This window comes from Pseudomonas sp. H3_C08, assembly GCF_054669455.1.
Genome location: NZ_CP162803.1, coordinates 4,909,949 through 4,932,955, shown reverse-complemented (window position 1 = coordinate 4,932,955; position 23,007 = coordinate 4,909,949). Strand labels below are relative to the sequence as shown.

Sequence of the window (23,007 nt, the reverse complement as noted above, 5' to 3'; positions counted from 1 at the left end):
GCCCCTTTTTCGGCTAATAACCGTGACCGGGCAGTTCTCAGCGCAAGCCGAGCACGGCGGCCCACTGTTCGGCCGTCACGGGCATGACCGACAACCGCGAGCCCTTCTGCACCAACGGCATCTCGGCCAGCGCGGTCTGCTGCTTCAGATAATCCAGCTTCAATACCCGGGCAAACGTCTCGACGTGCGCAACATCAATCGCACTCCAGGCATTCTTCTCTGGAGTAGCCTTCGGGTCGAAGTAGTGGCTTTCCGGCTCCAGTGCGGTGGGATCCGGGTACGCCGCCTGAATAATTTTCCCGATACCGGCAATCCCCGGCTCCGGGCAGCTGGAATGGTAGAAAAAGAACTCGTCACCCACGGCCATCGAGCGCAGGAAGTTACGCGCCTGATAGTTGCGAACTCCGTCCCAGCGCGCTGTGCCGAGCTTTTCCAGACCTTTGATAGAGAGTTCGTCGGGCTCGGACTTCATCAGCCAATAGGCCATGGTTTTTGCTCCTGAAACGGTCATTGGGCAGGTTGTCGGGCAATTTTATGACAAACCGACAGTCGGTTGACGTCAGCGTTTGCGCGCAGGTTCACGTTGTCGCAAAATGCCGGCCTTTAAAGCTTGACGCTGCTGCACGGCCTACGAACGGAAACCGCTGCTGTCATCGTGATGATGTGCCTTGAGGGGGGCAATCGATGAAACGCAAACCGGATCTACTATGGACTTTGGTAATTTTGTTTGGCTTGGGCGTCGTAACCACCGGTTATGCGCAGAGCTTGTGGTCGAACAAGGCCGACGCGCCGATTGAAGTCGCGCAACAGGTGCAACAGTCGACAGCCTTCAAACGCTGAAACGGCTTTCTCGACGCCGCTGATCTGCGCGGCGTCCTATCCCGCGAAATACCAAGCCTTGTCGCTGACCGTGCCTTGTAACGGTACATCCCAGCTTGCCTGCGCCAAGCGTTCGACCTTCTGACATTCATGGGCCAGGCCCAGCAGCGTCGGCTTGCGCCAGCTTTTTCGCCGAGCCAGATACGCCAGGCTGCGATCATAGAAACCGCCGCCCATCCCCAGTCGCCCGCCGACATCGTCAAACCCTACCAACGGCAATAACACCAGATCCAGTGTCCAGACCTTGCGTTGCTGTGCCAGATTGGCTCGCGGCTCGAGAATGCGGAAGCGATTGGGTTTAAGTTTCTCGCCGGGACGAATGCGTTGGAAAACCATCTTGGTGCGTGGCCAGGCGCTGAGCACCGGCAGATAAGTCGATTTACCCCGACGTTGGGCTTCGCGCAGCAGAAGGCGCGGATCGATTTCACCATCGGTGGGCAAATACAAAGAGATATGTCTGGCCCGGCGAAAGTGCGGGTCTTGTGCCAGTTGCCGGTACAGGCCCTTGGCAGCCTGGCGTTGTTCGCTCTTGGTCAGCGCACGGCGCGCCTTGCGCAGCAGGCGGCGGAGTTGCGGGCGGGGCAGCAGCGCGGGTTCGGTCATGGTTCGGCTTCGGCAGGTTGGACGAAAACGTACGCATAAAAAATCCGATGGCGGTTTTCACCGACATCGGATTCGAATCAGGCTCCCCGGATGAACCGCTGTCAACTTAGCCCTTGAACCCGAAAGTTCAAGGTGGAAGATGCAGTAGACTTTAAGGCTTTCCGTCTAGCGGACATGCACACCAGCCCAACGTGCAACTTCCAGGGTAGTGCGAATCGGCTCAGGGACATCGTCAACTGGCAAGCACCCCAGGGAGTGCCGCGAGTATACCGCAAGCGGCCAGTTGAATCAGCCCTTGCTGGTGTTCTGATCGTCGGCGAGGACCAGATCGACACGATCGAGCAAGTCGCGCACCTGTTCACGGGTCGAACCGCTGGCCTGGATGTCCGGACGCTCTTCTTTGTGCAAGAGGTCGTGGGTGATGTTCAGCGCGGCCATCACGGCGATACGGTCGGCACCGATGACTTTGCCGCTGCTGCGGATCTCACGCATCTTGCCATCCAGATAGCGCGCGGCACTGACCAGATTGCTGCGTTCTTCCTGCGGGCAGATGATCGAATATTCTTTATCGAGGATCTGCACGGTGACGCTATTGCTTGAACTCATGAGTCTTGCTCCAGGGCCTTGAGGCGCGAAATCATCGATTCGACCTTACGCCGGGCGATTTCGTTTTTTTCAATGAGGTGAGCGCGTTCCTCGCGCCAGGTCTTTTCCTGAGCTAGTAAGAGTGCATTTTGACTCTTTAGTTGCTCGACTCGGCCAATCAACAGTTCGAGTCTGGCCATCAGCGCTTGCAGGTCGGTGTCTTCCATTGTGTCCACGTGTTCGTCTGATGGGAGGTAGCTGGCGGACAGCCTTTAATAGTCTTGGCGAGTCTGTCGATGTAGGATACAAGGCCTTCATTCTAGACATAGCGCCGTCTGGCGCCTAGCTGCCCATGACCAATGCGAATTCCCCGTACCAAGCCTTTGCCACCCTGCTGACTTCCAGCGGCCACAACGTCTCGCCTGCCGAACTGCATGGCCTGCTGCTTGGCCGTAGCTGCGCCGGTGCCGGCTTCAATGCCGAAGAGTGGCTGATCGATGCTGCCGAGTTGCTCGAAAGCGAACCGCAGGACAATGTCCGTAACGCCTTGATCGGCCTGCAAGAGATGGTCAAAGGCGAGCTGACCGGCGACGACGTCACTGTCGTTCTGCTGCTGCCGACCGATGACGCACCGCTGGCTGACCGCGCCGCTGCACTGGGCCAATGGTGCCAGGGCTTCCTCAGCGGTTTCGGCCTGAACTGCCGCGACAGCAGCATGCTCAGCACTGAAGCCACCGAAGTGCTGCAGGATCTGGCCGCCATTTCCCAAGTGCAGGATGCTCTCGAAGAATCCGAAGACGGCGAAACCGACTACATGGAAGTCATGGAGTATCTGCGCGTCGCGCCGCTGCTGCTGTTCTCGGAAACCAAGAAAGCCGACGTGCCGCCAGCCGCCAAGCCGTCGCTGCATTAATCGCGTGCCAGGGAAAGCCATCTGCCCATGATCCATATCCCGAAAGCGGAATACAGCCGTCGCCGCAAGGCCCTGATGGCGCAGATGGAACCCAACAGCATCGCGATCCTGCCCGCCGCCGCGGTCGCCATTCGCAACCGCGACGTCGAGCACGTCTACCGTCAGGACAGCGATTTCCAGTACCTCAGCGGTTTTCCCGAGCCGCAGGCTGTCATCGTTTTGATGCCCGGCCGTGAGCATGGCGAATACGTGCTGTTCTGCCGTGAGCGCAACGCCGAACGCGAATTGTGGGACGGTTTGCGCGCCGGGCAAGAGGGCGCGATCCGCGACTTCGGTGCCGATGACGCTTTCCCTATTACCGACATCGACGACATCCTCCCGGGCCTGATCGAAGGCCGCGACCGGGTGTATTCGGCGATGGGCAGCAACCCTGAATTCGACCGTCACCTGATGGACTGGATCAATGTGATCCGCTCCAAGGCGCACCTCGGCGCCCAGCCGCCGAACGAATTCGTTGCCCTGGATCATCTGCTGCACGACATGCGTCTGTATAAATCGGCGGCAGAAGTGAAGGTGATGCGCGAAGCCGCACGGATCTCGGCGCAAGCCCACATCCGTGCGATGCAGGCCAGTCGGGCCGGGCTCTACGAGTACAGCCTCGAAGCCGAACTCGACTACGAGTTCCGCAAGGGCGGGGCGAAGATGCCGGCCTACGGCTCGATCGTCGCCGCCGGACGCAACAGCTGCATCCTGCATTACCAGCAGAATGACGCGCTGCTCAAGGACGGCGACCTGGTGTTGATCGATGCCGGTTGCGAGATTGACTGCTACGCCAGCGACATCACCCGCACCTGGCCGGTCAACGGCAAGTTTTCGCCCGAGCAGAAAGCGATCTATGAGTTGGTGCTGGCCTCGCAGGAAGCCGCGTTCGCCGAAATCGCCCCGAACAAGCACTGGAATCAGGCGCACGAAGCCACGGTTCGAGTGATTACCACGGGGCTGGTGAAACTGGGATTGCTGCATGGTGAGGTCGACGAGTTGATCGCCAGCGAAGCCTATAAAGCCTTTTACATGCACCGCGCCGGTCACTGGCTGGGCATGGATGTGCATGACGTTGGTGAGTACAAGGTCGGCGGCGAATGGCGAGTGCTCGAGGTCGGCATGGCGCTGACCGTAGAGCCGGGCATCTACATCGCCCCGGACAATCAGAACGTCGCGAAAAAATGGCGCGGCATTGGTGTACGTATCGAGGACGACGTGGTCGTGACCAAAACAGGTTGTGAAATCCTCACCAGCGGCGTGCCGAAAACCGTCGCTGAAATCGAAGCGCTGATGGCGCAAGCAAGGACCCACGCGGCATGAGTCGAGTCAATCTGGCAATCATCGGTGGCGGTCTGGTCGGCGCCAGTCTGGCGTTGGCCTTGCAGGCCGGGGCCAAGGCGCGTGGCTGGAAGATCGTCCTGATCGAACCGTTTGCACCAGGCGACAGCTGGCAGCCGAGTTACGACGCACGTTCGTCGGCGCTGTCCTTCGGCTCGCGGCAGATTTATCAACGGCTGGGCGTGTGGCAGGAAATCTCCCGTCGCGCCGAGCCGATCAAACAGATTCATGTTTCTGACCGTGGCCGCTTCTCCACCGCGCGTCTGTCGGCGATGGAAGAGGGCGTACCAGCGCTCGGTTATGTGGTGGAAAACGCCTGGCTCGGCCAGTGCCTGTGGCAGCACGTCGACAAGGATGTGATCAGCTGGCGCTGCCCGGCGGAAGTCACGCGCATGGAGCCGCTGTCCGATGGCTATCGCCTCACCCTCAACGATGAAACCACGCTGGAATGCGATCTCGCGGTACTTGCCGATGGCGGGCGCTCCGGGCTGCGCGAACAACTGGGCATCAACGTGCGCAAGCGTCCGTACAACCAGAGCGCGCTGATCGCCAATATCACCCCGAGCGAAGCGCACAACGGCATGGCTTTCGAGCGCTTCACCGACGAAGGGCCGATGGCGCTGCTGCCGTTGCCGGAAAACCGCTGCGCTTTGGTCTGGACCCGTCTGGGCATGGACGCGCAGCGTCTGGCCGATTTGAGCGAGCGTGATTTCCTCAGCGAATTGCAGGGCGTATTCGGTTATCGCCTCGGCACGTTGAAACAGGTTGGCGCACGGCATTTGTATCCGCTGACGTTGGTCGAGGCCGAAGAGCAGGTGCGCTCGCATCTGGCTGTACTCGGCAACGCGGCGCACAGCCTGCACCCGATAGCCGGGCAGGGTTTCAACCTGTCGCTGCGTGACGCCGATGCCTTGGCCGCTGCGTTGCTGGCCAGCGATAAGCCGCTGGGCGACTTCGCCACGTTGCAGGCGTATCGCGAGCGTCAGCGTCTGGATCAGGACCTTACCGTCGGTTTCTCCGATCAGGTCACGCGGCTGTTCGGCAGCACGCAGCCATTGGTGTCGCTGGGCCGCAACATCGGTTTGCTCGGTCTCGATCTGCTGCCACCGGCCAAACGCTGGTTTGCCCGTCAGGCCATGGGTTTGGGAACGCGTCCGGATGCTTAAGTGGTTGACCGCTAAATTCGGCAAGGCGCGGTTGATGCGCTGGGTGATGACGTTCTACCCGCCGTACCTCGGTGCTGGCGTGCGGGTTCGGCACATCAGCGATGACTTCCGCGACATTCAAGTGTCGATGGGCCTTGGCTGGTACAACCGCAACTACGTCGGCACTCAGTTTGGCGGCAGTCTGTATTCGATGGTCGACCCGTTCTTCATGCTGATGCTCATGGAGAACCTCGGCTCGAAGTACATTGTCTGGGACAAGGCTGCCGACATCGATTTCATTGCACCGGGCAAAGGCCCGGTATTCGCCCGCTTCAATATCGACGAGACCTTGCTCGCCGAGATTCGCCGGCAAACCGCCAACGGCGAGAAATACCTGCCGCAGTTGCAGGTCGACATTCATGACGGCGCCGGCAATCTGGTGGCGCGGGTCGGTAAAACCCTTTACGTGCGGCTCAAGCCGCAAGCGAGACAGGCTTAAAGCATGGAAATGCGCGCAGATCTGCTGATTGTCGGAGCCGGAATGGTCGGCAGCGCCCTGGCGTTGGCGTTGCAGGACAGCGGGCTGGAAGTCCTGCTGCTCGATGGCAGCCCGCTGAGCGTCAAGCCGTTCGATGCCGACGCGGCATTTGAACCGCGTGTGAGCGCGCTGTCGGCTGCCAGCCAACGCATCCTCGAACGCCTCGGCGTGTGGGACGGCATCGCCATGCGCCGCAGCAGCCCGTACACCGACATGCACGTCTGGGACGGCAGCGGCACCGGGCAGATCCATTTCTCGGCGAGCAGTGTGCACGCCGAGGTGCTGGGTCATATCGTCGAAAACCGTGTGGTGCAGGACGCCTTGCTCGACCGTTTGCACGATTGCGATCTGGGCATGCTCGCTAATGCGCGGCTGGAACAGATGCGCCGCTCGGGCGATGACTGGTTGCTGACGCTGGCTGACGGTCGTCAGTTGCGCGCGCCATTGGTGATTGCCGCTGACGGTGCCAACTCGGCCGTTCGCCGCCTCACCGGGATGGCCACGCGCGAGTGGGATTACATGCACCACGCGATCGTCACCAGCGTGCGCAGCAGCAAGTCGCACCAGATGACCGCGTGGCAGCGCTTTACCGATCACGGGCCTTTGGCGTTTCTGCCGCTTGAGCGTGACGGGCAGCAGGATTGGTGTTCGATCGTCTGGTCGACCACGCCGGGCGAAGCCGAGCGCTTGATGGCGCTGGATGAAGCGGCGTTCTGCCGAGAGCTGGAGCGCGCCTTTGAAGGTCGCCTCGGCGCAGTCGTCAGTGCCGATCCGCGACTGTGCGTGCCGCTGCGTCAGCGCCATGCCAAGCGCTATGTGGCCGAAGGGCTGGCGCTGATCGGCGATGCGGCGCACACCATTCACCCGTTGGCGGGGCAGGGTGTGAACCTCGGTTTCCTTGATGCTGCGGTGCTGGCCGAAGTGCTGTTGCAGGCGGCCGAGCGTGGCGAGCGCTTGGCGGAGGTGAAGGTGCTGAGCCGTTACGAGCGCCGGCGCATGCCGCACAACCTGGCGCTGATGGCGGCGATGGAAGGGTTTGAGCGGTTGTTTCAGGCTGATCCGTTGCCGGTCAGGTGGCTGCGCAATGCCGGGTTGAAGCTGGTGGAGCAGATGCCGGAGGCGAAGGCGCTGTTTGTGCGTGAAGCCCTCGGGTTGACCGGTGATCTTCCGGCCCTCGCCAAACCCTGATCTCTTCGTTGCTGCTGATGGCCTCATCGCGAGCAGGCTCACTCCTACAGGGGAACGCATTCCAAATGTAGGAGTGAGCCTGCTCGCGATGGCGCCCGGCCAGGCACCACAATTTTCAAACTGTGCAACATCTGGTAACTCCTTCAAAAAGAGTTCGATTGAGGTGGTAAATGTGAGTCCTTATCATTTGGCCCACATTTTCCGACCGAGAGACCACTCCCATGTTGGCACCCAAGCGTCTTCTGACCGCACTGGCCCTGACCCTGATCGGCAGCACAACGGCCCAGGCCGCTGATGAGGTGGTGGTTTACTCGTCGCGCATCGATGAGCTGATCAAACCGGTCTTCGATGCCTACACCGCCAAGACGGGGGTGAAGATCAAGTTCATCACCGACAAGGAAGCGCCGCTGATGCAGCGCATCAAGGCCGAAGGTGAGAACGCCACCGCCGACCTGCTGCTGACCGTTGACGCCGGCAACCTCTGGCAGGCCGAGCAGATGGGCATCCTCCAGCCGTTCACCTCGAAAACCATCGACGCCAACATTCCACTGCAATATCGCTCGTCCACTCACGCCTGGACCGGCCTGAGCCTGCGCGCGCGGACCATCGCCTACTCCACTGAACGCGTGAAGCCGGGCGAGCTGACCACCTACGAAGCACTGGCCGACAAGAACTGGGAAGGGCGCCTGTGCCTGCGTACGGCGAAGAAGGTCTACAACCAGTCGCTGACCGCGACCATGATCGAAGTCCATGGTGCCGAGAAGACCGAAAAGATCCTCAAGGGCTGGGTCAACAACCTCTCCACCGACGTGTTCTCCGATGATGTCGCGGTGCTCGAAGCGATCAACGCCGGGCAATGTGATGTCGGCATCGTCAACACTTACTACTACGGCCGCCTGCACAAGCAGAAGCCGGAACTGCCGGTGAAGCTGTTCTGGCCGAATCAGGCCGATCGTGGCGTGCACGTGAACCTGTCGGGCATTGGCCTGACCCAGTACGCGCCGCACCCGGAAGCGGCCAAAGCTTTGGTTGAATGGATGACCACGCCCGAGGCGCAGAAGATTTTCGCAGACGTGAACCAGGAGTTTCCGGCCAACCCGGCGGTGGCGCCTTCGGAAGAAGTGGCGGCGTGGGGCAAGTTTGTCGCTGACACCTTGCCGGTGGAAGTGGCGGGCAAGCGTCAGGCTGAAGCGATCCGGATGATGGATCGGGCGGGTTGGAATTGAGGCGTTTCCGATAGACTTGTCTGCTTCAAGATCGCTGCCCCTCACCCCAGCCCTCTCCCAAGGGAGAGGGAGCCGATCTGTGTTGGATTCAACTCCTGAGTTCAACTCGATATCTCTGGTCGATGTAGCTTGAACGAGCGCCTCGGTCAGTCCCCTCTCCCTCTGGGAGAGGGGGCCGATTTATGTTGAATTTGAATCCTGAGTTCGGCTCGATGTTTCAGGTCGGCGTAATTCCCATAAACTACGCGGTCAGTCCCCTCTCCCTCAGGGAGAGGGCTAGGGTGAGGGCAGCAATATCCACCTGAAACCCTATTCCCAAGAACACCCATTCCCTCCAGAGATTCAAAAGTGGCCCACCCCGCCCAACGCCGCTGGTATCCCATCGTCTTCGCCATCGCCGCGCTGGTGCTGTTGCCCCTGAGCGTTCTGCTGCTCTCCTGGCAGACCATCGATCAACAGATCTGGTCGCACCTGTGGCAAACCCAGATGCCGCGCCTGCTGGGCAATACCCTGACGCTGGTCGTTGGCGTCGGTGTCGGTGTGACGCTGCTGGGTGTTAGCCTCGCCTGGCTCACCAGCCTCTGCGAATTCCCCGGCCGGCGCTGGCTCGACTGGGCGCTGATGCTGCCTTTCGCCATTCCCGCCTATGTGCTGGCCTTCGTTTTCGTCGGCCTGCTCGATTTCGCCGGCCCTGTGCAGACCCTGCTGCGCGAATGGTTCGGCAGCGGCCTGCGGCTGCCGCGCGTGCGCTCTACCGGCGGGGTGATCATCGTGCTGGTGCTGGTCTTCTATCCCTACGTTTACCTGTTGGCGCGCACCGCATTCCTCGCTCAGGGCAAAGGCCTGATGGAAGCGGCGCGGGTGCTTGGCCAATCGCCGTGGCAAGCGTTCTGGCGTGTGGCGTTGCCGATGGCGCGTCCGGCCATTGGCGCCGGCGTGGCATTGGCGCTGATGGAAACCCTGGCGGATTTCGGCGCGGTCTCGGTGTTCAACTTCGACACCTTCACCACCGCCATCTACAAGACCTGGTACGGCTTCTTCAGCCTGTCGAGTGCGGCGCAGCTGGCCAGTCTGTTGCTGCTGGTGGTGATGCTGGTGCTCTACGGCGAACGTCGCGCGCGTGGCGCCAATCGGGCGGGCAACGAGCGACCACGGGTGAAAGCCCTGTATCACTTGCGCGGGCTCAAGGCGTTCGCGGCGATGAGCTGGTGCGCACTGGTGTTCGCCTGCGCCTTCGTCATTCCGCTGCTGCAACTGATCGTCTGGTTCTGGCAGCGCGGCCGTTTCGATCTGGACGAGCGCTACGCCGGGCTGATCCTGCACACCTTGTATCTGGGCGGCATGGCGGCGCTGATTACCGTAAGCGTCGCGTTGCTGCTGGCCTTCGCTCGGCGACTGGCGCCGACGCCCGCGATCAACTCCGGCGTTGGTCTGGCCAATCTCGGTTACGCCTTGCCGGGTTCGGTGCTGGCGGTGTCGATCATGCTGGCGTTCAGTTACCTGGATCGCGAACTGGTGATTCCACTCTCCGGTTGGCTCGGCGGCGCGGGCAAACCGCTGCTGCTTGGCAGTCTGGCGGCGTTGCTGATGGCCTATCTGGTGCGCTTTATTGCGGTGGCGTACGGGCCGCTGGAAAGCAGTCTGGCGCGTATACGGCCCTCTTTGCCCGAAGCAGCACGTAGCCTGGGTGTCAGTGGGCCGCGACTGTTTTTCAAAGTGTATCTGCCGCTGTTGCTGCCCGGCGCGCTGAGCGCGGCGCTGCTGGTGTTCGTCGATGTCCTCAAGGAAATGCCCGCGACCCTGCTGATGCGCCCGTTTGGCTGGGATACGCTGGCGGTGCGGATCTTTGAAATGACCAGTGAAGGTGAATGGGCGAGGGCGTCTTTGCCAGCGCTGACCCTGGTTCTGGTCGGTCTACTGCCGGTCATCGGACTGATCCGCCGCTCGGCGCACCGAAACACTTAGTCGTCAGTCCTGAATCATGCGGCTACAATGCGCGGCATTCGGTGCGGTTCGTCTGACAGACCCGTTCGCTGAAATCGGCTGAAAGCCTTATATTTCGAGGCTTTCACCCCGTACAGCGGCTGTCCGCACCTTCGCCACGCCCGGAAGGAGAAACCCATGGGACAGCGTACGCCTCTGTATGACCTGCATCTCGCCCTCGGCGCGAAGATGGTCGATTTTGGCGGTTGGGACATGCCACTGCATTACGGCTCGCAGGTCGAGGAGCATCACGAAGTGCGCCGCGATTGCGGGGTGTTCGATGTTTCCCACATGACCGTGATCGATGTCACCGGCACCCAGGCCAAGGCCTGGCTGCAGCATTTGCTGGCCAATGATGTCGACCGCCTGCACCGCCCCGGCCGTGCGTTGTACAGCACCATGCTCAACGAGCGTGGCGGCATCGTCGATGACATGATCGTCTACCGCCTCGACGACGCTTATCGACTGGTGTTCAACGCTTCGACCCGGGATCAGGATCTGGCCTGGATGAACGCGCAGCGCGGCGATTACGACGTGCAACTGCACGAGCGCTCCGAGCTGGCGATGCTCGCCATCCAAGGCCCACAGGCCCGGCACAAGATTGCCGAACTGGTGACCCAGTCGCGCGCCACGCTGATCCAGCACCTCAAACCCTTCGAAGGCTATACCGACGGTGACTGGTTCATCGCGCGTACCGGTTATACCGGTGAAGATGGCCTGGAAATCTGCCTGCCGGCCAATCAGGCGCCGGGGTTCTTCAACGATCTGGTCGGTGCCGGCATTTCCCCGATCGGCCTCGGTGCCCGCGATACCCTGCGGGTTGAAGCCGGGATGAACCTCTACGGTCAGGACATTCACCAAGACGTTTCGCCACTGGCCTCGAACATGGCCTGGAGCATTGCCTGGGAACCGGCCACCCGCCAATTCATCGGCCGTGCTGCGCTGGAGGCGGAAAAAGCTGCCGGCATTGCGCACAAACTGGTTGGTCTGGTCCTGGAAGAACGTGGTGTTTTGCGCGCTCATCAAGTGGTTCGCATCGCCGATGTTGGCGAAGGGGAGATCACCAGTGGTAGTTTCTCTCCTACGCTGAGCAAATCGATTGCCCTGGCGCGTGTTCCGATGGCAACTGCCGACCGCGCCGAAGTGGAAATCCGTGGCAAGTGGTACCCGGTACGGGTGGTCAAACCGACCTTCGTACGCCATGGCAAAACTTTGATCTAACCTTTTCCGGCGGGCATGACCGCTGACCCAATTCCTGAGGACACCGAAGATGAGCAATATTCCCGCTGAACTGCGTTTTGCCGAAAGTCATGAATGGGCACGTCTGGAAGCCGACGGCACCGTCACCGTGGGCATCAGCGATCACGCGCAGGAAGCGCTGGGCGATGTGGTGTTCGTTGAGCTGACCGAAGTAGGCAAGGTGTTCGCCGCTGAAGATCAGGCTGGCGTCGTTGAATCGGTGAAAGCTGCTTCCGACATCTACTCGCCGATCAGCGGTGAAGTCATCGCGATCAACGAAGAGCTGGGCGGTTCGCCAGAGCTGCTGAACTCCGATCCGTACGGCGCGTGGATCTTCAAGATCAAGCCAAGCGATAAGGCTGAGCTGGACAAGCTGCTGGATGCTGCAGCGTACAAGGCTGCCATCGGCGAGTAAGCTTTAAGCAATACCCAAAGCCCCGACTCTTCGGGGCTTTTCTATGGGCGATGAAAAATCCAATGTGGGAGCGAGCTTGCTCGCGAAAGCGGTTTTACATTCAACATCTTCCGCGACTGACACACCGCTTTCGCGAGCAAGCTCGCTCCCACAGGGTCAGTGTTGATTTTGAAAATTTAGCCGTGGCATGGGCTGCTATGCTGGTTTGACCGTGTTGCATTGACGCCGAGCGCCAGCCAAGAGAGAGCCCGTCATGTCCCAGTTGCCGTCCCTGAGCCAGTTACGCGATCCCGATGCCTTCCTGCGCCGTCACCTCGGCCCCGATGCAGCCGAGCAACAGGCGATGCTCGACAGCCTTGGCCTCGGTAGTCGAATTGAACTGATCGAGCAAACGGTGCCGCCAGGCATTCGCTTCAATCGCGCGCTCGAGCTGCCACCCGCGCTGGATGAACAAGCCGCGCTGGCCAAGCTGCGCAGTTACGCCGAGCAGAATCAGGTCTGGACCAGCCTGATCGGTATGGGCTACCACGGCACCCTGACGCCAACCGTCATCCTGCGCAATGTGCTGGAAAATCCCGGCTGGTACACCGCGTACACGCCGTATCAACCGGAGATCGCTCAAGGCCGGCTCGAAGCGCTGTTGAATTTCCAGCAACTGACCATCGACCTCACCGGCCTCGAGTTGGCCAACGCTTCGCTGCTCGATGAAGCGACGGCGGCTGCCGAAGCCATGGCACTCGCCAAGCGTGTGGCGAAGTCGAAGAGCAATCTGTTTTTCGTCGATGAAAACTGCCATCCACAAACCATTTCGGTGCTGGAGACCCGCGCCGAAGGCTTCGGTTTCGAGCTGATCATCGACGCTGTGGATAACTTGAAACAGCATCAGGTGTTCGGTGCGTTGTTGCAGTATCCCGACACCCACGGCGAGATTCATGATCTGCGGCCCTTGATCGATCATCTGCATGCGCAGCAGGCGCTGGCCTGCGTCGCGACGGATTTGTTGAGTCTGTTGTTGCTGACGCCGCCGGGCGAATTGGGTGCCGATGTAGTGTTCGGTTCCTCCCAGCGATTCGGCGTGCCGATGGGATACGGCGGGCCGCACGCAGCATTCTTTGCTAGCCGCGAGGAATACAAACGGGCGATTCCCGGGCGGATCATCGGCGTGTCGAAGGACGCTCGGGGTAACGTCGCATTGCGCATGGCGCTGCAAACCCGCGAACAACATATTCGTCGTGAGAAGGCCAATTCGAACATCTGTACCGCACAAGTCCTGCTGGCCAACATTGCCAGTTTCTACGCGGTCTATCACGGCCCGGAAGGCTTGAAGCGCATCGCCCAGCGCACGCATCGACTGACCTGCATTTTGGCGGCAGGGCTTGAGCGCAAGGGCATCAGTCGGGTCAACGCACAATTCTTCGACACGCTGACGCTGGACGTCGGCGGTGCGCAAACGGCGATCATCGAGAGCGCTCAGGCTGCGCAGATCAACCTGCGAATTCTTGGTCGCGGCCGTGTGGGGCTGAGTCTTGATGAGACAACCGATGAAAGCACAGTGGCCAAGCTGTTCGATGTATTGCTGGGTGCCGATCATGGGTTGAACGTCGATGAACTTGACGCTGAAGCCCTGAACTCGGGCATCCCCGACAACCTTCAGCGCAAATCCCCGTACCTGCGCCACCCGGTGTTCAACGCCCATCACAGCGAAACCGAGATGCTGCGCTATCTCAAACAACTGGAAAACAAGGATCTGGCGCTCAATCAGTCGATGATCCCGCTGGGCTCCTGCACCATGAAACTCAACGCCACCAGCGAAATGATTCCGATCACCTGGCCGCAATTCGCCAACCTGCATCCGTTCGTGCCGCGTGAGCAGGCGGTCGGTTATACGCTGATGATCGAGGAACTGGAGCGCTGGTTGTGCGCAATCACCGGGTTCGATGCGATCTGCATGCAGCCCAACTCTGGCGCTCAGGGCGAGTACGCCGGGCTGCTGGCGATCCGCAAATACCACGAGAGCCGTCAGCAGGGGGCGCGGGAAATCTGCCTGATTCCGTCCTCGGCCCATGGCACCAACCCGGCTTCGGCGCAAATGGCCGGGATGCGTGTGGTAATCGTCGAGTGCGATGAAGCGGGCAACGTCGATCTGGAGGATCTGCAAGCGAAAGCCGCCGAGGCTGGGGATAAGTTGTCGTGCCTGATGGCGACCTATCCGTCGACCCACGGTGTGTACGAGGAGGGCATCAGCGAGATCTGCGAGGTTATCCACAAGTACGGCGGTCAGGTCTACATGGACGGCGCGAACCTCAACGCGCAGGTCGGGCTGACGCGGCCGGCAGACATTGGCGCCGACGTGTCGCACATGAATTTGCACAAGACTTTTTGCATTCCCCATGGCGGCGGTGGGCCGGGCATGGGGCCGATCGGTATTCGTGCGCATCTGGCGCCGTTCGTCGCCAATCATCCAGTGGTGCCGATCGACGGGCCACTGGCGCAGAACGGCGCGGTCAGCGCGGCGCCTTGGGGCAGCGCGAGCATTCTGCCGATCAGTTGGATGTACATCGCCATGATGGGCCCGCAACTGGCGGATGCCAGCGAGGTGGCGATTCTGGCGGCGAACTATCTGGCGCAGCATTTATCCGGCGCATTCCCGGTGTTGTACACCGGGCGCAACGGGCGGGTCGCTCACGAATGCATTCTCGACCTGCGGCCCTTGAAGGCGCTGACCGGGATCAGCGAAGAAGACGTCGCCAAGCGCCTGATGGATTACGGCTTCCATGCGCCGACCATGTCCTTCCCGGTGCCGGGCACGTTGATGGTCGAGCCGACCGAGAGTGAATCCAAAGCTGAACTGGATCGTTTTATCGGTGCGATGCTGAGCATTCGTGCAGAAATCACCGAAGTGCAAAACGGCAACTGGCCGGCCGAGGACAACCCGTTGAAACGAGCGCCGCATACCCTGGCGGATGTCACCGGAGTTTGGGAGCGGCCCTACAGCATCGAGCAGGGCATTACCCCGGATGCGCACACCAAGGCGCACAAGTATTGGCCGGCGGTGAATCGAGTGGATAACGTTTACGGCGACCGAAACCTGTTCTGTGCCTGCGTCCCGGTGGATGATTACCGCTGACATTCAGACTGTATGCGGTCCTTGTGGGAGCGAGCTTGCTCGCGAAGACGGCGTGTCAGTCGCCGCATATTTCGGATGTGAAATTGCCTTCGCGAGCAAGCTCGCTCCCACAGGGTTTAGTGCTGGGCTCAGAAGACAGGCAAAAAAATGCCGCTCGATTGAGCGGCATTTTTGTTGGCGGATGGCTTACTCGGAAGCCACGGCATTCTTCGCCAGGATCGCATTCGCCAATTCCATATCGGTCGCCTGCAGGCCTGGATTGTCGGCGCGGACTTTCTGCATCGCCGCTTCCAGATACGGTCCGCGAATACCGCCATCACTGGCAACGAAGCTGCCGGCATCGTCCTGTGCGGCGATGATCAGCTTGTGATCCTTGAAGGTCAGGTAGGTCGAACCGGTAGTGGCACCGGACGAGATGACGTTACGCCAAAAGCTGTCCGCCATGGCCGAACCAACGGGAAGGGACAGCAAGGCCAGAGTGGCGACAGCAAGTTTGAGACGCATGATGAGATGACTCCAGGGGGTTAACTAGGGCCTTGGATCGCCATTCCCCGATCCGGTTCCGTGGCGGCTTATTTCTGCTCGCTCTGCGGCGTCACCCGCAGCACTTCTTCCACCGTCGTCAGCCCCGCCGCGACTTTCTGTGCCCCGGACAGCCGCAAACTGCGCATGCCTTCCTTGAACGCCTGCCGACGAATCGCCGTGAGGTCGGCGTCCGGGGTGATGAACGCCTTGAGGCTGTCGCTCAGTTGCATGATTTCGTAGACCCCGGCGCGGCCTCGATAGCCGGTATCGCGGCATTCCACGCAACCGATGGCGCGTTGTGCGTTGCCCGGTAGCGGCGCTTGCCACGGGCGGGTCAGGGTTTGCCAATCCTCTTCTTCCAGCGTTAGCGGCGCTTTGCAGTGCGGGCACAAGGTGCGCACCAGACGCTGGGCCATCACGCCGAGCACGGTGGCTTTGATCAGGTAGTGCGGCACGCCGAGTTCGAGCAGACGGCTGATTGCGCTGGGGGCGTCATTGGTGTGCAGCGTCGACAAGACCAGGTGCCCGGTGAGCGCCGCCTGAATCGCCATTTCAGCGGTTTCCAGGTCACGGATCTCGCCGATCATGATGATGTCCGGGTCTTGCCGCATCAGCGCGCGCACCCCGGCGGCGAAACTCAGGTCGATGTTGTGCTGCACCTGCATCTGGTTGAACGCCGGCTCGACCATCTCGATCGGGTCTTCGATGGTGCAGAGGTTCACTTCCGGCGTCGCCAGTTTTTTCAGCGTGGTGTACAGCGTGGTGGTCTTGCCCGAGCCGGTCGGCCCGGTGACCAGAATGATGCCGTTGGGCTGGCGGGTCATGTCTTGCCAGCGGCGCAAATCGTCGGCACTGAAACCCAGCTGGTCGAAATCCTTGAGCAGCACTTCCGGGTCGAAAATCCGCATGACCATTTTTTCGCCGAACGCGGTGGGCAGCGTCGAAAGGCGCAGCTCCACTTCACCGCCGTCCGGGGTCTTGGTCTTGACCCGGCCGTCTTGGGGTTTGCGCTTCTCGGCGACGTTCATCCGCCCGAGGCTTTTCAGGCGACTGACAATTGCCATGGTCACCTGCGGCGGGAATTGATAGACGTTGTGCAGCACGCCGTCGATGCGAAAGCGCACCGTGCCTTGTTCACGCCGAGGCTCGATGTGGATATCGCTGGCGCGCTGCTGGAAGGCGTACTGGAACAGCCAGTCGACGATGTTGACGATGTGCGCATCGTTGGCATCCGGCTCCTGATCGCTGGCGCCGAGGTTGAGCAGTTGTTCGAAGTTGCCAAGGTTACCGCTCTGCTGATCGGCATTGCTGGCGCCGCTGACCGATTTGGCCAAGCGGAAGAACTCGACGCTGAAGCGCTGGATATCCGCCGGGTTGGCCACCACCCGTTTGATCGGCAGTTTCAATACGTGGGTGAGATCGGCCTCCCAGCCGGTGACATAAGGCTGGGCGCTGGCCACGGTCACCGAATCGCGGTCGACCGCCACGGCGAGAATCTTGTGCCGTTGCGCAAAGGCATAGGACATCAACGGCGTGATCGCGGCGACGTTGATCTTCAACGGGTCAATACGCAAGTACGGTTGGCCGGCCTGTTGCGCCAGCCACAGGGTCAGGCTTTCCAGGTCGAGGTGTTTGCCCGGACGGCTGAGGTCGTCCAGTTGCTGGCTGGCGATGAATTCCAGTGGATGCATCTGGCCATGGACGGCGTGGCGACGACGGGCATTCAGCGCCTGCTCGGCCGCGTCCTGGCCGATAAAGCCTTGGGCGACCAGTTCACGCAGCACCTCGTTGAGTTCCAGCCAGCGGTCCTGAGTGGCAAGTTGAACGGACATGCGGGCTTCCTTTTGAGCGACAGTGCGCAAAAGGATAGTCGCGGCCCCGCAGACCGTTGGGCCACTACCCGATGAAGCCGTTGCCGGATTTGTCAGCCAGCGGCTTGCGCGGGGGCATCCCAAGCACTGTCGGCGTTTTGCAGATTGACCGAGCAGACGCTGATCAGGTTACGAAGTTTTTCCGCGATCACTTGCGCGCGATGCCAACTGAGACCGCCCATGACCAGGTCGATCGACAGCAGATCATCCATGCGCTGCACATTGACCTGCTCGGGCGTGAGGAACTGCAGTGCGAACAGGTTGAGCACCCGCACCAGCAGATCCGGCTCGGCCTCGGCGAGGATCTGATACTGCGCCAGGCAATGGGCGTTGCTGACGTTCCAGACGTCGGCGCGGGTAGGCGAGGTGGTTACGGCTTCGAGGTGCGGCATGGCGAGTCTCCAAAATCTCTGGAGGAATTTTTACATTCGACGCCGGGTATTTCTTGGCTATGATCGTCGTTATTGACGATTGATCGAAAGGATCAATTCGCAAAATGTTCGATTAGAGGTTTTTCTATGCACAGTGAACTGGACAGCTACGACCGCAAGATTCTCGCCCTCCTGCAAGAGGACGCCTCGCTGTCGAGCGCGCAGATCGCCGAGCAGGTCGGGCTGTCGCAATCACCGTGCTGGCGGCGGATTCAGCGGATGAAAGAGGAGGGCATCATTCGTGGCCAGGTGACCTTGCTTGATCGCAAGAAGATTGGCCTGAATACGCAGATCTTTGCCGAGATCAAACTCAACGCCCACGGGCGTTCGAACTTCACCGAGTTCACCGAAGCGATTCGCGGCTTTCCGGAAGTGCTGGAGTGCTATGTGCTGATGGGGGCGGTGGATTTTTTACTGCGGATTGTTGCGGCGGACATCGAGGCGTATGAGCGATTCTTTTTCGAGAAGCTGTCGCTGGTGCCGGGGATTCAGGAAGTGAATTCGATTGTGGCGTTGTCGGAGATCAAATCCACCACAAGCCTCCCTGTCTGAGGTCAGGCAGTTGGCCTCTTCGCGAGCAGGCTCGCTCCCACAGGGGATTGCATTCCAATGTGGGAGCGAGCCTGCTCGCGAAAGCGGTATTACATGCGCAGAAGCATTTTCCATGCGCGATTCTGGTAAACCGCAATCGCCTGTTGCTTGCGCGCGTCGAGCAGTTCGTCAGTGATCGTCGGCTCGTTGGCCAGTTGCGCCAACTTGTTCAGCTCGCCGTACAGACGATCCATTTCCGGGATTTCCAGCACGTTGCGCGCGTGGTGCAGCCAGACCTGAATGCGCTCGATACGCGGCAGTTGTTCAGCCAGATCTTCCGGCTGCTGCTGATAGCGCTGCAATTGCAGGGCCGTAGCTTCTTCGCCCAACAGGCGCGGCAACCAGCTATGCAACTGCGCACCGCCCTGACGATTGCCGCGAACGTTGCGGTCGGCGGTCCAGGTACGGGCCAGCAACCAGCGTGACGTGCTCAGCGAGAACAGACCCCAGCGCGGATCTTCCAGTTCTTCGAGGAACTGCTCCGGCGCGGCTTTGCGCACGTCTTCATCTTCGATACCGGCCTGCACCAGTGGGCGCCAGTCTTCCAGCAATGCATCAAGCGCGACGCGCAAATCGTGAGTCGACTGACGCGGCGCGGCCTGGCCGAGGCTGCTGAGCAGGGCGCGCATTTCCGCGAGGTTCTCGACCCAGTCGAGCAACAGGCGCCAGTGGCCGTTGAAACGGTACTGTTCGGCCAGACGCTGGCTGCTGCCGAGCAAATGCCAGCTCAGCGCGGCGAAGGCGTCGTCGAGTTGGGTTTCCGGGGTCAGCTCCGGCGCCGGCAGGCTCAGCGAATAGCTGTTGGCGTCGTACAGACGATAGCCGCGCTCAGCCTTGCTGATGTCACACGGCATCAACGCCAGGGTTTCAGCCAGTTCGGCGGCCAGTTCCAGCAGCGCGGCAGGCTTGCCCTCGCGCAGTTCCAGTTCCAGCTCGCAGATTTCTTCTTTCTGCTTGCCTACCACAACGTGACCGAGATCCAGCGCGGCTTCGATGACCACTTTGCTCTTGCCACGGCCCCAGGCGATTTCGGCGCGCTCGCGGACGAAGTCGGTGGTGAAGATCGGCTTGAGGGTTTTCTTGTCCAGCTCGGCCAGCGACTCGGGCCAGCATTCGCCGTCGAGTTTTTTCACGTCGAGCTTGGCTTTCGGCAACTTCCAGTCGTATTCATTGCGTTCGGACAGACCAGCAACGCTTTGGCCACGGGTCTTGAGGGTTTGAATGACTTCGTCACCGTCCTTGCGCAGGCGCAGGGCGACTTTGGCCTGGGCCAGATCGCGCTCAGGGGTGTCGAAGTACTGGTTCATCAACTCACGGCGTTCCCAGCCACTTTTGTTGCGTTTTTTCAGTAACGGGTGCTCGCGCAGCGCAGCGAGGGTTTCGCGGCTGACGCGGAGTTTGATTTCGGTTTCTTTCTGCATGGCCGGAAAATCCAGGATCGGGAGCGCAGCCGGGGAATATGTGGCTGCCAAGGCCGTGCAGTGTACAGGACTGATTCGTCCTACGCCCTGCGGCGGTTTATTCCTGACGCCGGATGGTTCTATGATGGACTTCAAATCGGGAGTTGGAGTCAGCGATGCCTTTGCCGTCCATGCAAGACCAGTTCGCTGCGCTGATCGCCGCGCCATCGGTCAGCTGTACCCAACCGAACCTCGACCAATCCAACCGCGCGGTGATCGATTTGCTCGCCGGCTGGCTGGGCGACCTGGGTTTCAATTGCGATATCCAGCAGGTCAGCCCCGGCAAATTCAACCTGCTCGCCAGTTTCGGCAGCGGCCCCGGCGGGCTGGTGCTGGCCGGGCACAGCGACACGGTGCCGTACGACGATGCGTTGTGGCAGACCGACCCGCTGAAACTCACCGAAGTCGATGGCCGCTGGGTTGGCCTGGGCAGTTGCGACATGAAAGGTTTCTTCGCGCTGATCATCGAAGCGGTGCTGCCGCTGCTCGATCAGCCGTTCAAGCAGCCGCTGCTGATCCTCGCCACTTGCGATGAAGAAAGCTCGATGTCCGGCGCCCGCGCACTGGCCGAGGCCGGGCGTCCAATCGGCCGCGCGGCGGTGATCGGCGAGCCGACCGGGCTCAAACCGATCCGCATGCACAAAGGCATCATGATGGAGCGCATCGACATTCTCGGGCAAAGTGGCCATTCGTCGGATCCGCGTCTGGGCCACAGCGCCCTCGAAGCGATGCACGATGCGATCGGCGAACTGCGCGGCCTGCGCCTGCTGTGGCAGCGCGAATTCAACAATCCGCAGTTCAGCGTGCCGCAACCGACGATGAACTTCGGCTGCATCCATGGCGGCGATAATCCCAACCGTATCTGCGGCCAGTGTTCGCTGGAATTCGACCTGCGGCCATTGCCGGGTATGGACCCGAAAGTCCTGCGCGCGGAGATTCTGCGCAAGCTCAACCCGGTCGCCGAACGCCACCAGGTGAAGATCGACTACAGACCTTTGTTTCCGGAAGTGCCGTCGTTCGAGCAGGCCGAAGACGCTGAACTGGTGCGCATTGCTGAAAAGCTCACCGGCCACAGCGCCGAAGCAGTAGCGTTTGGCACCGAAGCACCTTATCTTCAGCGCCTTGGTTGCGAAACCATCGTGCTCGGCCCTGGCGACATTGCCTGTGCGCATCAGCCCGGCGAGTACCTTGAAATGTCACGTTTGCAGCCTACCGTGCATCTATTACGGCAACTGATTGAACATTACTGCCTGACCCCGGACAAAGTTCTATGAATTGAACACTGTCCATGTGGGAGCGAGCTTGCTCGCGAAGGCGTCGGGTCAGTCGACATTGATGTATCTGATACACCGCTTTTGCGAGCAAGCTCACTCCTACAAGGGATCTATGTTTTGCCCGATCAAACGCTGTAAATTGCCAGCAACCCAACCCGTATTCATGAGGAGAGCGCGCGTGTCGCCAAGCCTGTTCCGACGATAACCATCAGCCCGCTGTGCGTTTTCCGTTTCGCCCCTTTTTCGGCTGCTATTTATTACAGGCCCAGGTTCATGCCCGAATACGTCAATTGGCTTCGTCACGCGTCCCCTTACATCAATGCCCACCGCGACTGCACCTTTGTCGTCATGCTGCCTGGCGACGGCGTGGAGCATCCGAATTTCGGCAACATCGTCCACGACATCGTCCTGCTGCACAGCCTCGGCGTGCGCCTGGTGCTGGTGCACGGTTCGCGCCCGCAGATTGAAACCCGCCTTGCCGCCCGTGGCCTGACCCCGCATTACCACCACGGCATGCGCATCACCGATGCCGCAACCCTCGAATGTGTGATCGATGCAGTCGGCCAATTGCGCATCGCCATCGAAGCACGTTTGTCGATGGACATGGCTTCGTCGCCGATGCAGGGCTCGCGTCTGCGCGTGGCCAGCGGCAACCTCGTTACCGCGCGGCCGATCGGTGTGCTGGAAGGCGTCGACTATCACCACACCGGCGAAGTGCGCCGGGTCGACCGCAAGGGCATCAATCGCCTGCTCGACGAGCGTTCGATCGTGTTGCTGTCGCCGTTGGGCTACTCGCCGACCGGTGAAATCTTCAACCTCGCCTGCGAAGACGTCGCCACCCGCGCCGCTATCGACCTGGGCGCGGACAAGCTGTTGCTGTTCGGGGCTGATCTCGGTCTGATCGACGAGAACGGCAAACTGGTGCGTGAGTTGCGTCCACAGCAAGTGCCGGCGCATTTACAGCGTCTGGGCAGCAGCAATTATCAGGCGGAACTGCTTGATGCCGCTGCCGAGGCTTGCCGTGGCGGCGTGGCGCGCAGCCATATCGTCAGTTACGCCGAAGACGGCGCGCTGCTGACCGAGCTGTTCACCCGTGACGGTGGCGGTACGCTGGTCGCGCAAGAGCAATTCGAACTGGTCCGCGAGGCGGCGATTGAAGACGTCGGCGGTTTGCTCGACTTGATCAGTCCGCTGGAAGAGCAGGGGATTCTGGTGCGTCGTTCGCGCGAAGTGCTGGAGCGTGAGATCGAGCAGTTCAGCGTGGTCGAGCGTGAAGGCATGATCATCGCCTGCGCGGCGCTGTATCAGATTGCCGATTCCGATGCCGGTGAGCTGGCGTGCCTGGCGGTGAATCCGGAGTACCGTCATGGCGGTCGCGGCGATGAACTGCTGGAGCGCATCGAAACCCGGGCGCGGGCGCAGGGTTTGAAGACCTTGTTCGTCCTCACCACGCGCACCGCGCACTGGTTCCGTGAGCGTGGGTTCGAACCGAGCAGCGTTGAACGCCTGCCAGCGGCGCGGGCTTCGCTGTACAACTTTCAGCGTAATTCGAAGATCTTCGAAAAGACCCTTTGATTCATCAGGGTGTGGCGAGTGGGGGCCGACTGCGAGGTCCTCACATTGCTGCACCTGTT

General features: G+C 60.8%; 22 protein-coding genes and 1 other RNA gene. 14 read left to right on the top strand and 9 right to left on the bottom strand.

From position 1 onward, the window contains the following. Positions 1–37: 37 nt before the first annotated feature. The gene (locus tag AB4N74_RS22575) at positions 38–487 is read right to left on the bottom strand and encodes an EVE domain-containing protein (RefSeq protein WP_099757473.1); all 450 of its coding nucleotides are present in this window, start codon (positions 485–487) and stop codon (positions 38–40) included. A 197-nt stretch (positions 488–684) separates the two neighbouring features. Here AB4N74_RS22575 and AB4N74_RS22570 point away from each other — a divergent pair, with 197 nt between their 5' ends. Further along, a complete protein-coding gene (locus AB4N74_RS22570; RefSeq protein WP_016985917.1) occupies positions 685–840 on the top strand; it encodes a hypothetical protein in 156 nt (51 codons plus the stop codon). Positions 841–876: 36 nt separating this feature from the next. On the opposite strand, the gene AB4N74_RS22565 is transcribed toward AB4N74_RS22570, so the two are convergent. From AB4N74_RS22565 to AB4N74_RS22550, 4 genes are all read right to left on the bottom strand, one after another. After that, positions 877–1,482 carry a 5-formyltetrahydrofolate cyclo-ligase gene (locus AB4N74_RS22565; RefSeq protein ID WP_099757472.1) on the bottom strand — a complete coding sequence of 202 codons (606 nt, stop codon included), beginning with the start codon at positions 1,480–1,482 and terminating at the stop codon, positions 877–879. Positions 1,483–1,561: 79 nt separating this feature from the next. Further along, positions 1,562–1,740, bottom strand: a non-coding RNA gene (ssrS, locus tag AB4N74_RS22560) — 6S RNA. Between the two features lie 30 nt (positions 1,741–1,770). Continuing rightward, entirely contained in the window at positions 1,771–2,088 is a 318-nt protein-coding gene (locus tag AB4N74_RS22555; RefSeq protein WP_093429754.1) for a cell division protein ZapA, read from the bottom strand. After that, the gene (locus tag AB4N74_RS22550) at positions 2,085–2,294 is read right to left on the bottom strand and encodes a TIGR02449 family protein (protein WP_007911197.1); all 210 of its coding nucleotides are present in this window, start codon (positions 2,292–2,294) and stop codon (positions 2,085–2,087) included. The genes AB4N74_RS22555 and AB4N74_RS22550 overlap by 4 nt, the downstream gene beginning before the upstream one ends. Before the next feature lie 125 nt (positions 2,295–2,419). On the opposite strand from AB4N74_RS22550, the gene AB4N74_RS22545 reads away from it, so the two are divergent. The 10 genes from AB4N74_RS22545 to gcvP all read left to right on the top strand — a co-directional run bounded on the left by AB4N74_RS22545 (position 2,420) and on the right by gcvP (position 15,221). Beyond that, on the top strand, positions 2,420–2,980 hold the full coding sequence (locus AB4N74_RS22545; RefSeq protein ID WP_093429755.1) for a YecA/YgfB family protein: 561 nt from the start codon (positions 2,420–2,422) through the stop codon (positions 2,978–2,980). A 27-nt stretch (positions 2,981–3,007) separates the two neighbouring features. Further along, the gene (pepP, locus tag AB4N74_RS22540; protein ID WP_099757471.1) at positions 3,008–4,342 is read left to right on the top strand and encodes a Xaa-Pro aminopeptidase; all 1,335 of its coding nucleotides are present in this window, start codon (positions 3,008–3,010) and stop codon (positions 4,340–4,342) included. Continuing rightward, on the top strand, positions 4,339–5,526 hold the full coding sequence (ubiH, locus tag AB4N74_RS22535) for a 2-octaprenyl-6-methoxyphenyl hydroxylase (protein WP_460097276.1): 1,188 nt from the start codon (positions 4,339–4,341) through the stop codon (positions 5,524–5,526). Before pepP ends, ubiH begins: the two co-directional genes overlap by 4 nt. Beyond that, positions 5,519–6,004, top strand: a complete 486-nt coding sequence (locus AB4N74_RS22530; RefSeq protein ID WP_093429758.1) for a DUF4442 domain-containing protein — start codon at positions 5,519–5,521, stop codon at positions 6,002–6,004. The genes ubiH and AB4N74_RS22530 overlap by 8 nt, the downstream gene beginning before the upstream one ends. A gap of 9 nt (positions 6,005–6,013) precedes the next feature. Continuing rightward, on the top strand, positions 6,014–7,231 hold the full coding sequence (locus AB4N74_RS22525) for a 2-octaprenyl-3-methyl-6-methoxy-1,4-benzoquinol hydroxylase (RefSeq protein ID WP_460101211.1): 1,218 nt from the start codon (positions 6,014–6,016) through the stop codon (positions 7,229–7,231). A gap of 221 nt (positions 7,232–7,452) precedes the next feature. Beyond that, positions 7,453–8,457, top strand: coding sequence for an extracellular solute-binding protein (locus AB4N74_RS22520; RefSeq protein WP_093429760.1), 1,005 nt, complete (start codon positions 7,453–7,455; stop codon positions 8,455–8,457). Positions 8,458–8,805: 348 nt separating this feature from the next. Next, positions 8,806–10,422 carry an ABC transporter permease gene (locus tag AB4N74_RS22515; protein ID WP_093429761.1) on the top strand — a complete coding sequence of 539 codons (1,617 nt, stop codon included), beginning with the start codon at positions 8,806–8,808 and terminating at the stop codon, positions 10,420–10,422. A 156-nt stretch (positions 10,423–10,578) separates the two neighbouring features. Beyond that, complete coding sequence (gene gcvT / locus AB4N74_RS22510) at positions 10,579–11,661, top strand: glycine cleavage system aminomethyltransferase GcvT (RefSeq protein ID WP_116254279.1); 1,083 nt, start codon at positions 10,579–10,581, stop codon at positions 11,659–11,661. 49 nt (positions 11,662–11,710) lie between these two features. Beyond that, a complete protein-coding gene (gcvH, locus tag AB4N74_RS22505) occupies positions 11,711–12,094 on the top strand; it encodes a glycine cleavage system protein GcvH (protein WP_242207731.1) in 384 nt (127 codons plus the stop codon). A gap of 253 nt (positions 12,095–12,347) precedes the next feature. Then, positions 12,348–15,221, top strand: a complete 2,874-nt coding sequence (gene gcvP, locus AB4N74_RS22500) for an aminomethyl-transferring glycine dehydrogenase (RefSeq protein ID WP_460097273.1) — start codon at positions 12,348–12,350, stop codon at positions 15,219–15,221. A gap of 186 nt (positions 15,222–15,407) precedes the next feature. Here gcvP and AB4N74_RS22495 read toward each other — a convergent pair whose 3' ends face one another. From AB4N74_RS22495 to AB4N74_RS22485, 3 genes are all read right to left on the bottom strand, one after another. Beyond that, on the bottom strand, positions 15,408–15,728 hold the full coding sequence (locus AB4N74_RS22495) for a DUF2388 domain-containing protein (protein ID WP_171057234.1): 321 nt from the start codon (positions 15,726–15,728) through the stop codon (positions 15,408–15,410). 65 nt (positions 15,729–15,793) lie between these two features. Further along, a complete protein-coding gene (locus tag AB4N74_RS22490; protein ID WP_093429764.1) occupies positions 15,794–17,578 on the bottom strand; it encodes a GspE/PulE family protein in 1,785 nt (594 codons plus the stop codon). A 92-nt stretch (positions 17,579–17,670) separates the two neighbouring features. Beyond that, positions 17,671–18,009 (bottom strand): hypothetical protein, encoded by a 339-nt coding sequence (locus AB4N74_RS22485; protein ID WP_093429765.1) that lies wholly within the window; start codon positions 18,007–18,009, stop codon positions 17,671–17,673. Between the two features lie 126 nt (positions 18,010–18,135). On the opposite strand from AB4N74_RS22485, the gene AB4N74_RS22480 reads away from it, so the two are divergent. Then, a complete protein-coding gene (locus AB4N74_RS22480) occupies positions 18,136–18,600 on the top strand; it encodes an Lrp/AsnC family transcriptional regulator (RefSeq protein ID WP_016983809.1) in 465 nt (154 codons plus the stop codon). A gap of 89 nt (positions 18,601–18,689) precedes the next feature. On the opposite strand, the gene AB4N74_RS22475 is transcribed toward AB4N74_RS22480, so the two are convergent. Continuing rightward, on the bottom strand, positions 18,690–20,060 hold the full coding sequence (locus tag AB4N74_RS22475; protein ID WP_460097270.1) for a CYTH domain-containing protein: 1,371 nt from the start codon (positions 20,058–20,060) through the stop codon (positions 18,690–18,692). 155 nt (positions 20,061–20,215) lie between these two features. Between AB4N74_RS22475 and argE the strand changes: the two genes are divergently transcribed. Both argE and argA read left to right on the top strand, forming a co-directional pair. Continuing rightward, positions 20,216–21,373 carry an acetylornithine deacetylase gene (gene argE, locus AB4N74_RS22470; protein ID WP_460097269.1) on the top strand — a complete coding sequence of 386 codons (1,158 nt, stop codon included), beginning with the start codon at positions 20,216–20,218 and terminating at the stop codon, positions 21,371–21,373. Between the two features lie 273 nt (positions 21,374–21,646). Then, positions 21,647–22,948 carry an amino-acid N-acetyltransferase gene (argA, locus tag AB4N74_RS22465; RefSeq protein ID WP_064116338.1) on the top strand — a complete coding sequence of 434 codons (1,302 nt, stop codon included), beginning with the start codon at positions 21,647–21,649 and terminating at the stop codon, positions 22,946–22,948. The last annotated feature ends 59 nt before the right edge of the window (positions 22,949–23,007 follow it).